The following is a 13,186-nucleotide window of genomic DNA, read 5'->3' as shown; positions in this document are numbered from 1 at the left end:
GGTCATCTCCCGACCGTCGATTCAGTGAAAACCGGCAGTGGCTGCTGTTTGTGGGTCAGCGTGTCGCCGGTGGTGTATTGCGGGGAGTTTTTCTCGATCTGCTGGATCACCGCCTCTTCGCGCTTGAGGTCGATCGAGCGGCTCAGCCAGTAGTACGCCACGCCCGACACGATCAGCCCGACCAGCCAGGCGATGTCGATGCTGCCCAGCGCCTTGGCGAGCGGGCCGACATACACCTCGCGTTGTTCAACGCCGTCGAAGATGTAGAAGAACGGGATCATCGAGATAAAGCCGATGGCATAGGCGGCGATGCCGCGCAGTCCCCAGCTGCCGTAGATGTTGCCGTGGGGCATGAAGAAGTGCGGGATGGCGTAGCGGCCCTTGCGCACGAAGAAGTAGTCGGTGAGGTTGACCGAGGTCCAGGGCACCAGGAAGTACAGCATCACCACCAGGTAGATCCCCAGCACCGACAGGCCTTTGCCGGAACTCTGAATGCTCAGGGCCACGCCCAGTTGCAGCAGGATCACGAAGCCGATGGCCAGGATGCGTGCCTTGCGCGTGGGTTCGATGTGCTTGATCGAGTCGACGCAGGTCAGCGTGGTCAGCTTGGCGCTGTAGATGTTCATCGCGATCACCGGCAGGAACGCCAGGATGGTGACCACTACCACCGCAGTGCCCACCAGCGGCGACACGGTGTTGCCGACTTGCCCCAGGGCCACCAGCACGTCAGTGGAGTGCAGGTGATCGGCCAGCCAGCCACCCACGGATATCATCCATGCACCGGACAACGAAGCCCCGAGGAACACCACGGCGATCAGTTTGCCGCTGGAGGTATTTTTCGGCAGGTAGCGCGAGTAGTCCGACACGTACGGCGCATAGGCGATGTTGTAGCTGGCGGCCGCCGCGAACTGCGCGATGAAACCGGTCCAGTTGAAACCCAGCGGCTCGCGGGCCACTTCGCCTTCCGCGAGTGCCGGCAGCACTGCATCCGGCACCCAGCCCATCACCACCCCCAGGGTCACCAGGCCATACAGCGGCAACGACAGGTACAGCGCCCATTTGAAGCTGCGGTGCATCCAGTCATGGCCGAGAATCGCCAGCACTGCCGCCGGTATGGTCACCGCCACCGCGATCACCGCCGGGTTGAACCCGAACAACGTGTGCAGCCCCTGCATCATCAGCACCAGGTTGACGATGTTGAAGCCGGCGAACACGAACAGCGTCGCCAGCAGCACCAGGATCACCCCGCGATAACCGAACTGCGCACGGGACTGGATCATCTGCGGCAAGCCAAGGTGCGGGCCTTGCGAGCCATGAAACGCCATAAACAGTGTGCCGAACATGATGCCCAGCGTGCCGGCGAGCGTAGTCCAGAGCGCGGTCAGGCCGACGCTTGGGCCGACGAAGCCGATGGTCATGGTGAAGAAGGTGAAATTGCCGAGGAACCAGAACGGGCCTTGGCTCGACAGCTTGTCGGTGCGCTCGTTCTCGGGGATGAAATCAATCGAATGCCCCTCGACGACGGATTTTTCGTCGAGGCTGGACACGCTCGTGGCGGACTTGGCGTTAGTGTTCATGATGGACTCTTATTGTTGGAAGATCATGACGAGATAACCGCGTTCTTTCGGGTGAACGACTCCCCTGTGGCAAGGGCCACAGGTCCAGTGTTACCCGTGCCTACCTGGCGTTGTTGCAGATGCCTTATTGGAAAAACCAAAACCTGTAGGAGCGAGCCTGCTCGCGATAGCGGTGTGTCAGACACATCACTTTCAGCTGAAAAACCGCTATCGCGAGCAGGCTCGCTCCTACAAGGGGCGTGTCAGCTTGGCAGCGTGATCCACACCGCCTTGGTTTCGAGCAGGTAGTCGAGCTGCTCGGCGCCCAGGTCCTTGCCGAATCCGGACTGTTTGTAGCCACCGAACGGCATCGACGGGTCGAGGGTGCCGTGGGCGTTGACGTAGACCGAACCTGCTTTCAAGCGTGGAATCAGGCTGTGCACCTTGCCCAGGTCGTTGGAATACAGTGCCGCCGCCAGGCCGTAAGGCGAGTCGTTGGCCAGGGCCAGCGCTTCTTCCTCGTCGTCGAACGGTGCGGTGACCAGCACCGGGCCGAAGATCTCTTCCTGGACAATGCGCATGTCATTGCGGCAATTGGCGAAGATGGTCGGCTCGACGAAGAAGCCAGGGCCATCGATCGGTTGACCGCCGTAGACCAGTTCGGCGCCTTCGGCCTTGCCGGTTTCGATGTACTCGGTCACACGCTGCTTTTGCAGGGCCGAAACCAGCGGACCGATGAAGCAGTCAGGATCCAGGCCCGGGGCGATTTTCAGGGTGCGCGTATAGGCGATCAGTTCACGCAGGAATTCGTCGTAGACACTGCTATGAATATAGGCCCGTGTACCGGCGTCGCATACCTGCCCGGAGTTGAAAAACACGCCGTTGGCGACCGCTTGGGCGGCGGCCGGGATGTCGGCGTCGGCGCAGACGATGACCGGTGATTTACCACCGAGTTCGAGGGTCAGGCGCTTCATGTCATCCAGCGCTGCGCGGCCGACAGTCTGGCCGACCGGGGTCGAGCCGGTGAAGGTCAGTTTGTCGATGCCCGGGTGGGTGGCCATGGCCGCACCGACCACGCTGCCGCGCCCGGTGACGATGTTGATCACGCCATCGGGAATGCCCGCTTCCTGCACCAGTTCAGCGAAACGCAGGGCCGACAACGAGGTCAGCTCGGCGGGCTTGACCACCACGGTGCAACCGGTCGCCAGCGCCGCGCCGAGCTTCCAGGCCATGGTTTGCAGCGGGAAGTTCCACGGCACGATGGCGCCGACTACGCCCACCGCTTCCTTGCGGGTATAGGCCAGGTAATTGCCCGGCAGCGAAGGTTCGACGGTACGGCCGTGCAGCTTGGTGGCCCAGCCGGCGAAGTAACGCAGGGTATCGACGGTGCCCTGGATGTCCACGTCCTTGGCGAAGGCAACCGATTTGCCCATGTCGATGGATTCGATTTCCGCCAGCTCCGCGGCGTTCTGCTCGATCAGGTCGGCCAGGCGCTGCATCATGCGCTCGCGTTCCGCCGGTTTGGCCTGACGCCAGGCGCCGCCGTCGAACTGCGCGCGGGCGGCTTGCACGGCGCGGTCCAGGTCATCGGTGGTGCCCATGGGAATGCGGGTGATCAGGCCTTCGGTCGAAGGTTCGATCACATCGGAGGTCTGGCCATCGCTGGCTTCGACCCAGGCGCCGCCGATGAACATTTTCTGGACCTTGCCGAAGAAGGTCTGGGTGGCTTCGCTGACGCCGAATTTTTGCAGGTAACTTTTGACGATCGTGTCCATTTTTATTCTCTCTGCCCGGCAGTCAGAGCCTGCCGGGTCACTGGTTTCGATGATCAGGCTGATGCGGTTTCGCTCTCGGCGGCCGCCCGCACCTTGCCACGCTCGTGGAAGATGAAACCGATGCTGTTGAGCAGCAGTTGCGCGGCCAGGATCGAGGTCATGCCGGTCGGGTCGTAGACCGGCGCCACTTCCACCAGGTCCATGCCGACGATGTTGCCTTTGCTGCGCTTGGCCAGGGCCTGGATGATTTCCAGCACTTCGTAGTAGAGGAAGCCGCCGTGGCTCGGGGTGCCGGTGCCAGGAGCGATGGACGGGTCGAAACCGTCGATGTCGATGGTGATGTAGTAGTTGATGTTCTGCGGGATCAGCGCCAAAACACCTTCGACGCCAAGGCGACGCACGTCACGCACCGAGAGGATTTTTGAACCGGCTTCATGGGCCGCTTCGTAGTCATCGCGGTTGGACGACGAGACGTTGCGGATGCCCATCTGGGTCATGCCGACAATGTGGTTCATCTCCGAAGCGCGGCGCAGCGGGTTGCCGTGGCCGTAGCGAACACCGTGGCGTTCGTCGACGAAATCCAGGTGCGCATCGAAGTGAATGATGTGGATCGGGCCGCGGCCTTCGAAGGCCTTGATCACTGGTGCGTGCACCGAGTGGTCGCCACCGAGTACCACCGGCATCACGCCGGCGTCGAGGATCTTGCGTACGGCGTATTCGGTGTTCTTGTTGCTGGTGGCCATGTCGGTGTGGACGATGTCGGCATCACCGACGTCGACCATGCGCACGTCCGATGCAGTGAGGTACATCACGTCATCTTCGTGGTCGTAGGCGCCAGCGTGGCCGAAGGAAAACAGCGTCGATGCTTCGCGAATCCCGCGTGGTCCGAAGCGTGCGCCGGAGCGCCACTGGGTGCCCATGTCGTTGGGCACGCCGAGCACCGCGACGTCGGCATCCAGTGCATCCCAATCGGTGCACACCGGGGATTTGCCAAAGGTGCAATGACCCACGAATGGCAGGTTCAGGCGACCGGATTCATAACCGTTGTTCGACATTTCTAGCCTCTCCACTTCTTGTTATCGGCTTGACGGACTGCAAGGCGACCGCCGTTGGAAAGACTATGGGCGCAGGTTTTCGTGGAAAAAATGCTAAACATCAGATACTCATATCGGTATTCCCGATGCATCCCCATGCCGGAGGCCCAAGATGATCCAGCTGCACGATGTCGACCTGAAACTGCTCAGGGTGTTTGCCACGATTGTGCGCTGCGGTGGTTTCTCGGCCGCGCAGGCAGCGCTCAATGCCGGGCAGTCGACCATCAGCGAACAGATGACCCACCTGGAAACCCGCCTCGGGGTCAAACTCTGCCAGCGCGGGCGCAGCGGCTTTCGCCTGACCGAACAAGGCGTGGCGATTCATGAAGCCACCCAGCGCCTGCTGTCGGCGGTGGAAAACTTCTGCATGGACGCCGACGTGCTCAAGCAGCACATCAGCGGCAAGCTCAACCTGGGGATCATCGACACCACGATCACCGACCCGGATTCGCCGATCCCGCGCACCACCCAGCGCTTCGTTTCCCGGGGCCATGACGTGCACCTGAACGTGTACGTCGGCACCCCGGCGGAACTCGAAGAGCGGGTGCTCGACGGTCGCCTGCACCTGGCCATCGGGCACTTTCCGATCCATGTGCCTGGGTTGCTGCAATCACCGCTGTACCAGGAAGCCCTGGGCTTGTATTGCGGGCGGCGTCACCCGTTGTACGGCAGCCACGCCGAAGGTGAGGAGCTGCTCGAAGAAGTCGCTGCCGGGCGCATCGTCGTGCGCGGCTACATGCAGCAATACGACCTCGAACACTTGGGCGTGAGCAAGGCGGCCGCCACCGTGGACAACATCGAAGCCACGGCGATCCTGATCATTTCCGGCGCCTATCTGGGTTTTCTGCCTGAGCACTTCGCCGCCCAGTGGGTCAAGAGCGGCGAGATGCACCAACTGGCACCCGCAAGTCTGCGTTTGAAATCGCCGTTCGACGTGATCACCCGACGCGGCACGGCACCGCCACCGATCCTCCAGGCATTCCTCGAGGACCTGGCCGCCAGCACCCGTAAAACCGGCAAGCCGTGAAGTGACACTCGCCAAATTCAAATTTTGCCGGGCATACTGATTTTAGTTCGCCAACCTTGCAGGCCCGTCATGCGCATCCACGTCACCTTCATCGACCGCGTCGGCATCACCCAGGAAGTGCTGGCCCTGCTCGGTGGACGCAGTTTCAACCTGGACGCCGTGGAGATGGTGCCGCCGAACGTCTACATCGATGCGCCGACCCTCGGCGCCGAGGTGCTGGAGGAGTTGCGCGAGGCGCTTTTCGACGTGCGCGGCGTGCAAGCGGTGACCATGGTCGACATCCTTCCGGGACAACGCCGGCGCCTGCAACTGGACGCACTGCTGGCCGCCAGTTCCGACCCGGTGCTGGCGGTGGATGATCGCGGCCATGTGCTGCTGGCTAACCCGGCGCTGATCGCCCTGTGCGGGCGCGAACCGGCCGGTGAATCGCTGACCGCGTTGTTCGACGATGCCGATTTGCAACGCACCCTGATCGCTCAGCATTTCCGCCTGCCGATGCACGAGGTCAGCCTCGGTGGCCAGACCTTGCTGCTCGATGCGATGCCGATCACCGACGCCGGCGCCCTGCTCACCCTGTACCAACCCAACCGCATCGGCGAACGCCTGTCGGCGCTGCACCATGATCATGCCGAAGGCTTCGATGCGCTGCTCGGTGAATCGCCGCCGATCCGTGCGCTCAAGGCCCGTGCGCAACGGGTGGCGGCCCTCGATGCGCCGTTGCTGATCCAGGGTGAAACCGGCACCGGCAAGGAGCTGGTGGCCCGTGCCTGTCATGCCATCAGCCCACGGCACGATGCGCCGTTCCTGGCCCTGAACTGCGCGGCACTGCCGGAGAGCCTCGCCGAAAGCGAGTTGTTCGGCTACGCCCCCGGCGCCTTCACCGGCGCGCAACGGGGCGGCAAGCTCGGCCTGCTGGAACTGGCCGATCAGGGCACGGTGTTCCTCGATGAAGTGGGGGAAATGTCGCCGTACCTGCAAGCCAAGTTGCTGCGTTTTTTGAGCGATGGGTGCTTCCGCCGGGTCGGTGGCGACAAGGAAGTCCGGGTCAATGTGCGGGTGCTCAGCGCCACCCACCGCGACCTGGAAAAAATGGTCGCCGAAGGGCGTTTTCGCGAAGACCTGTTCTACCGCCTGAACGTGCTCAACCTGCAAGTGCCGCCGCTGCGCGAACGCGGTCACGACATCCTGCTGATGGCCAATCACTTCATGCAACAGGCCTGCGCGCAGATCCAGCGACCGCCGTGTCGTCTGGCACCGAGCACCTTCAGCGCCCTGCTCGGCAACCGCTGGCCGGGCAACGTGCGGCAACTGCAAAACGTGATCTTTCGCGCGGCGGCGATTTGCGAAAACCCGCTGGTGGACATCGACGACCTCGACATCGCCCGCACGGCGGTGGAGCGGCAGAACGACGGCGAAGTCGGCAGCCTGGAAGAGGCGGTTGGCGACTTTGAGAAGAACCTGCTGGAACAGCTGTATCGCAGCTATCCGTCCAGCCGGTTGCTGGCGGCGCGGTTGCAGACTTCCCATAGCGCCATTGCGATTCGCTTGCGCAAGTACGGGATTCCCGGCAAGCCCTGAACTCCCTGCCGCCACCCAATCCCACTGACAACACTGCCCCCCCCTGTAGGAGCGAGCCTGCTCGCGATAGCGGCCTCACAGTCAACATAGATTTCGACTGACACGCCCTCATCGCGAGCAGGCTCACTCCTACAGGGGATCAGTGTTGTAGTTGAACTCTTCGTCTGCAAATCGATACAGCGTAGCGAAATCAAGACAAAACCTTTCCCACCTGCATTTACGGCGTCTGCGCCCACAGCCCTGCTTGTCCGTACTGATTTCAATACGGATGAAATCTCTCGCACTTCACAAAATCACGACAAGCCATTGATTTAAAACAACTAATCAACATTGGCACCGACCTTGCTTTCACTCCTGCAACCCGCTCGTCGCCCCGCCTCGAGCCTTAAAACAATAAGGAGTTGATATGAGCCAGTTGCGTTTTACCGTCGATCACGAATGGTTGCGCCTTGAGAGCAATGGCCTGGTCACCGTCGGCATCACGGCGTTTGCCCAGCAGGCGCTGGGGGATGTGGTGTTCGTTCAAGTGCCTGAACTGGGCGCCTTCGATGCAGGCACGGAAGTATCGGTGCTGGAGTCGGTGAAGGCCGCCAGCAGTATCGGCATGCCGCTGGACGGTGAAGTGGTCGAGATCAACGCGACACTGGAGAGCACCCCGGAACTGGTCAACGAAGACCCCTTGGGCGAAGGCTGGTTCTTTCGCTTCAAACCGGTCGATGTCCAGGCGTTGAGCGATCTACTGGATCAAGACGCCTATGAACGCCTGACCGCAGAACACGCCGACGCTTGAAGCCCCCTGGGCATTTCCCGAATCCGAAAAAGGACCACACCATGTTCAGCAAGCACGACCAGATCAACGGCTATGACGACGAACTGCTGGCGGCGATGAACGCCGAAGATGCGCGGCAGGAACACCATATCGAACTGATCGCCTCGGAAAACTACACCAGCCAGCGGGTGATGGAGGCACAAGGCAGCGGCCTGACCAACAAGTACGCCGAAGGGTATCCGGGCAAGCGTTACTACGGCGGTTGCGAGCACGTCGACGTGGTCGAGCAACTGGCTATCGATCGCGCCAAACAGCTGTTTGGCGCCGATTACGCCAACGTCCAGCCACACTCCGGCAGCCAGGCCAACGCTGCGGTTTATCTGGCCCTGCTGCAAGCCGGCGACACCGTGCTGGGCATGAGCCTGGCCCACGGCGGTCACCTGACCCACGGCGCCAAGGTGAGCTTTTCCGGCAAGCTCTACAACGCCGTGCAGTACGGCATCGACACCACCACGGGCCTGATCGACTACGACGAAGTCGAGCGCCTGGCGGTCGAGCACAAGCCGAAGATGATCATCGCCGGGTTCTCGGCCTATTCGAAGACCCTGGACTTCCCGCGTTTCCGCCAGATCGCGGACAAGGTCGGCGCGTACTTCTTCGTCGACATGGCCCACGTTGCCGGGCTGGTGGCCACGGGTCTGTACCCCAATCCCCTGCCCTACGCCGACGTGGTCACCACCACGACCCACAAGACCCTGCGCGGCCCTCGCGGTGGTCTGATTCTGGCCAAGTCCAATGCGGAGCTTGAGAAGAAGCTCAATGCCGCGGTATTCCCAGGTGGTCAGGGCGGCCCGCTGATGCACGTGATCGCCGCCAAGGCCGTGTGCTTCAAGGAAGCGTTGGAGCCAGGCTTCAAGACCTATCAGACGCAAGTGATCCGCAACGCACAGGTCATGGCGCAGGTGTTTATCGAGCGCGGTTATGACGTGGTGTCCGGCGGCACGGATAACCACTTGTTTCTGGTCAGCCTGATCCGCCAGGGCCTCACCGGCAAAGACGCCGACGCCGCCCTCGGTCGCGCCGGCATCACCGTGAACAAGAACGCCGTGCCCAACGATCCGCAATCGCCCTTCGTGACTTCCGGTTTGCGCATTGGTACGCCGGCGATTACCAGTCGCGGCTTCAAGGAAGCGCAAAGCATCGCGTTGGCGGGCTGGATCTGCGACATCCTCGATCACCTGGGCGATGCCGATATCGAGGCCAATGTCGCACGGCAGGCTGCTGCCTTGTGTGCCGACTTCCCGGTCTACCGCGACTGAGCAATCCACACAAATCCCCTGTAGGAGCGAGCCTGCTCGCGATAGCGTCGTATCAGTCAACATGAATAGAGCCTGATCCACCGCTATCGCGAGCAGGCTCACTCCTACAGGTTCTGCTCCCTGCTGCACAAGGAAAGCATCATGAATGCCATTGTCGAATCGACCGGCAAAAGCCCGGCCAAAGTGGAGGTCGGCACCAAACTGCGCGGTGCGCAAAAGGTCGCGCGGATTCCGGTGAAGATCATTCCCACGGATGAATTTGCGCGCAAACCCGACTGGATTCGTGTGCGCATGCCGATCTCTCCCGAGGTCGACCGGATCAAGCAGCTGTTGCGCAAGCACAAGCTGCACAGCGTCTGCGAAGAAGCGTCGTGCCCGAACCTGGGCGAGTGTTTTTCCGGCGGAACGGCGACCTTCATGATCATGGGCGACATCTGCACCCGTCGCTGCCCGTTCTGCGATGTTGGCCATGGCCGGCCCAAGCCGCTGGACACCAACGAGCCGATGAACCTGGCCGTGGCCATCGCCGAGCTGCGCCTGAAATACGTGGTGATCACCTCGGTGGACCGCGACGATTTGCGCGACGGTGGTGCCCAACACTTCGTCGATTGCCTGCGGGAAATCCGCAAGCTGTCCCCCGGCATCCAACTGGAAACCCTGGTGCCGGATTATCGCGGACGCATGGACGTGGCCCTGGCGATCACCGCCCATGAGCCGCCGGATGTGTTCAACCACAACCTGGAAACCGTACCGCGCCTGTACAAGGCCGCGCGGCCGGGGTCGGACTTCGAGTGGTCGCTGGACCTGCTGCAGAAATTCAAGCAAGCGGTGCCCCATGTGCCGACCAAATCCGGCCTGATGCTGGGCCTGGGCGAAACCGACGAGGAAGTCATTGAGGTCATGCAGCGCATGCGCGAGCACGACATCGACATGCTGACCCTCGGCCAATACCTGCAACCTTCGCGCAGCCACTTGCCAGTGCAGCGCTTCGTGCACCCGGACACTTTTGCCTGGTTCGCCGAGGAAGGCACGCGCATGGGCTTCAAGAACGTGGCATCCGGGCCGCTGGTGCGTTCGTCCTATCACGCCGATCAACAACTTCATGGAGGTACGGACGGTTTCAAGCCATGATGGAATGACTGGTCATGCATGGAGCCGTTTCCGATGTCGCGTTCACCCTGTCTGTTGTTGCTGTGCCTGAGCCTTGCCACGCCGTGCCTGGCAGACGCGTCGAAACCCGGGCACATGGTGTATGTGCGCAGCGTCGACCCGGGCATCGAGCAGGACATCCGCTACGCCAGCGCGCACAACTTCACCGGGCATCCGCTCGACGGATACCAGGCGGCGGAGTGTCTGCTGTCGCAGGACGCTGCAAAGGCATTGGCCCGAGTGCAAAGTTCACTGAAAGCCGAGGGTTACGGCTTGAAGGTATTCGACTGCTATCGCCCGACCCGCGCAGTGGCGGACATGGGCCGTTTCGCCACCGAACCCGGCGACCCGCTCAAGACCGAGTTCTATCCACGGGTCGACAAGCAGGACTTCTGGCGCCTGGGTTATGTGGCCCGGGTGTCCAATCACTCCCGGGGCAACACCGTCGACTTGACGATGACCGGCCCCGACGCCCTGCCCGCCGACACCTGGACACCTTCGGCCATGCAGGTGGATTGCACCGCCCCTTACGGCCAGCGCTGGCACGACGGCGCACTCGACATGGGCACCGGTTTCGATTGCTTCGATGAGCGGGCGCATACCGACTCGGCGCTGATCAACGCCACGGCCAAAGCCAATCGCCAGCGCCTGACCAGTGCCATGGCCAAGGAAGGCTTTGTGGGTTATTCGGCCGAGTGGTGGCACTTCACGTACAGCGGGAATCCGCAGAAGCCGGACGTCATGGACTTCCCCATCACGCCGCTTGCACCATGAACATTCTGCTCAAGGCCCTGTCGGTGGCGTTTATTCCGCTGACCGCAATGGCCCAGGGACTCGACGGCAGCGACCAACTGATCGTGGTCACCAGTAAAAACTGGGATGACATCCAGGGCACTGCCCAGCGCTATGAACGGCACGGGCAGACCTTTGAAAAATTCGAAGCGCCCTTTGCAGTCGTTCTCGGCAAGAACGGCATGGGCTGGGGCAAGGGGCTGCTCGATATCGGGCAACCTGAAGGACCGGTCAAACAGGAAGGCGATGGCAAGGCGCCGGCCGGCATGTTCAAGCTGGGCACGGCGTTTGGCTACGCGCCTTCGGCCGAAACCCGACTTCCGTATCTACCGTTGACGCCGACCATCGAATGCGTGGATGACAGCCAGTCCACGCGTTACAACGAACTGGTCGACGCAGCGGTCGTGAAAAAGGACTGGAGCAGCTCCGAACGGATGCGCCGCTCGGATGAGCTGTACCGACAAGGCATCGTCATCCAGCACAACACCCCGGCCACGCCCGCAGCCGGCTCGTGCATCTTCTTCCACATCTGGCGCGGCCCCACGGCACCGACCCGAGGCTGTACAGCCATGGACCCGGCGAATATCGCACGGCTGTTCGATTGGCTCGACCCGGGCAAATCCCCGGTGCTGGTGCAACTGCCGCAAGCGCAGTACGAGCGGTTGCGCCAGCGCTGGAAGCTTCCCGAGCGCCAGTAAACGCTGAACTTGTGGCGAGTATTAACCCCGCTCAACCACCACCGCACTCATCGACGGTTTGGCCAGCGCGTAATAGATCACACCCGGCACCAGCAGCCCGACGATCCAGGAAATATCCACGCCGCCCAGTTGCGCAACCATCGGCCCGGAGTAGAAATGAGTGTCGACAAAGGGCAACTGGATCAACACGCCGATCACATAGACGCTGATCCCCAGCACGTTCCAGCGACCGTAGCGCCCGTTCGGGTCGGACAGCGCCGGAACGTCGTAACGTTCTTTGTTGATGAAGTAGTAGTCCACCAGGTTGATCGCGCTCCACGGGGTGAAGAACGTCAGCAAAAACAGGATGAAGTACTTGAACGAGTTGAGGAACGAGTACTGCCCCAGCAATGCCAGCGTGGTGGATGCCGCGACGATCAGCAGCACAAACAGCATGCGCTGGCGGGCGGTGATTTCCAGGCGACGACGAAAGCCACTGATGATGGTGGCGATGCACATGAAACTGCCGTAGGCGTTGAGGGTGGACACCGTGACCTTGCCGAACACGATGCTCAGGTACAGCAAGGACGCGATCACACCGCTACTGCCCAGGCCGACAATGGTCGCCACTTCGTGCCCACGGAAACTGGCCCCGGCCAGTGCGGCGGCGAACACCCCCAGCACCATCGAAGTCTGAGCCCCCAGCACTGTGCCGAGGCCCACGGCGGTGAAGGTTTTCCAGGACGAAGTCTTGCTCGGCAGGTAGCGCGAGTAGTCCGCCACGTAGGGGCCGAAGGCGATCTGCCAGGATGCCGAAAGCGAAACCGCCAGCAGGAAAGTGCTCCAGGCAAAATGACGATTGTCGAGCAGCAGGCCGATGTCGTTGAGGGTCATCAACCGGGTGAACAGGTAGGCGAAGGCGATGATGCCCAGCACGCTGGCCACCCGCCCGACCAGGTGAATCACCCGATAGCCGAAGATCGTCAGGAACGCGATGCACGCCGCGAAGATCAGGATGCCGGCACTGTCGCTGACACTGATCAACTGCGCGATCGCCTGCCCTGACAGCACCGCGCCGGTGGCGCTGAAACCCAGATACATCAGGCACACCAGGACAATCGGGATCGCCGCGCCATACACCCCGAACTGCACGCGACTGGAGATCATCTGCGGCAGCCCGAGCTTCGGCCCTTGTGCCGCGTGCAGCGCCACCACGGCACCGCCGAGCACTTGCCCGATCAGCAAGCCGATCAGCGACCAGAACACATCGCCGCCCAGCACCACGGCCAGGGCGCCGGTGACGATGGCGGTGATTTGCAGGTTGGCGCCGAGCCACAGAGTGAACTGGCTGTAGAGACTGCCGTGTCGCTCAGCCTCGGGAATGAAATCGATCGAGCGGGTCTCGATCAGGGGACTGCGTTGCGCACTCATGAGGGTGTTTCCTTTGTGG

At 62.0% G+C, this 13,186-nt stretch carries 11 protein-coding genes; 7 read left to right on the top strand and 4 right to left on the bottom strand.

From position 1 onward, the window contains the following. Nucleotides 1-2: 2 nt before the first annotated feature. From AC3ITA_RS10285 to speB, 3 genes are all read right to left on the bottom strand, one after another. Nucleotides 3-1,577: a purine-cytosine permease family protein gene (locus tag AC3ITA_RS10285; protein WP_489280174.1), complete on the bottom strand. Its 1,575-nt coding sequence runs from the start codon at nt 1,575-1,577 to the stop codon at nt 3-5. A gap of 242 nt (nt 1,578-1,819) precedes the next feature. After that, nucleotides 1,820-3,331 carry an aldehyde dehydrogenase family protein gene (locus AC3ITA_RS10280; protein WP_489280173.1) on the bottom strand — a complete coding sequence of 504 codons (1,512 nt, stop codon included), beginning with the start codon at nt 3,329-3,331 and terminating at the stop codon, nt 1,820-1,822. Nucleotides 3,332-3,384: 53 nt separating this feature from the next. Next, on the bottom strand, nt 3,385-4,386 hold the full coding sequence (gene speB, locus AC3ITA_RS10275; protein ID WP_057714206.1) for an agmatinase: 1,002 nt from the start codon (nt 4,384-4,386) through the stop codon (nt 3,385-3,387). Between the two features lie 151 nt (nt 4,387-4,537). On the opposite strand from speB, the gene AC3ITA_RS10270 reads away from it, so the two are divergent. From AC3ITA_RS10270 to AC3ITA_RS10240, 7 genes are all read left to right on the top strand, one after another. Next, nucleotides 4,538-5,452, top strand: a complete 915-nt coding sequence (locus AC3ITA_RS10270) for a LysR family transcriptional regulator (RefSeq protein WP_150725973.1) — start codon at nt 4,538-4,540, stop codon at nt 5,450-5,452. Between the two features lie 69 nt (nt 5,453-5,521). Next, the gene (locus tag AC3ITA_RS10265; protein ID WP_489280172.1) at nt 5,522-7,030 is read left to right on the top strand and encodes a sigma-54-dependent transcriptional regulator; all 1,509 of its coding nucleotides are present in this window, start codon (nt 5,522-5,524) and stop codon (nt 7,028-7,030) included. A gap of 406 nt (nt 7,031-7,436) precedes the next feature. After that, the gene (gene gcvH / locus AC3ITA_RS10260) at nt 7,437-7,820 is read left to right on the top strand and encodes a glycine cleavage system protein GcvH (RefSeq protein WP_095943757.1); all 384 of its coding nucleotides are present in this window, start codon (nt 7,437-7,439) and stop codon (nt 7,818-7,820) included. Between the two features lie 41 nt (nt 7,821-7,861). After that, nucleotides 7,862-9,118 (top strand): serine hydroxymethyltransferase, encoded by a 1,257-nt coding sequence (gene glyA, locus AC3ITA_RS10255; protein ID WP_095943756.1) that lies wholly within the window; start codon nt 7,862-7,864, stop codon nt 9,116-9,118. Between the two features lie 141 nt (nt 9,119-9,259). Beyond that, nucleotides 9,260-10,249: a lipoyl synthase gene (gene lipA / locus AC3ITA_RS10250; protein WP_150671679.1), complete on the top strand. Its 990-nt coding sequence runs from the start codon at nt 9,260-9,262 to the stop codon at nt 10,247-10,249. Between the two features lie 33 nt (nt 10,250-10,282). After that, on the top strand, nt 10,283-11,041 hold the full coding sequence (locus tag AC3ITA_RS10245; RefSeq protein ID WP_489280170.1) for a M15 family metallopeptidase: 759 nt from the start codon (nt 10,283-10,285) through the stop codon (nt 11,039-11,041). Further along, nucleotides 11,038-11,757, top strand: coding sequence for a L,D-transpeptidase family protein (locus tag AC3ITA_RS10240; protein WP_150671681.1), 720 nt, complete (start codon nt 11,038-11,040; stop codon nt 11,755-11,757). Before AC3ITA_RS10245 ends, AC3ITA_RS10240 begins: the two co-directional genes overlap by 4 nt. 21 nt (nt 11,758-11,778) lie before the next feature. Here the strand turns inward: AC3ITA_RS10240 and AC3ITA_RS10235 are convergent, their stop codons facing one another. Continuing rightward, on the bottom strand, nt 11,779-13,167 hold the full coding sequence (locus tag AC3ITA_RS10235; RefSeq protein ID WP_095943752.1) for a purine-cytosine permease family protein: 1,389 nt from the start codon (nt 13,165-13,167) through the stop codon (nt 11,779-11,781). Nucleotides 13,168-13,186 lie beyond the last annotated feature (19 nt).

This window comes from Pseudomonas sp. GL_090, assembly GCF_057837765.1.
This window is presented reverse-complemented; position numbering and strand designations above follow the sequence as displayed.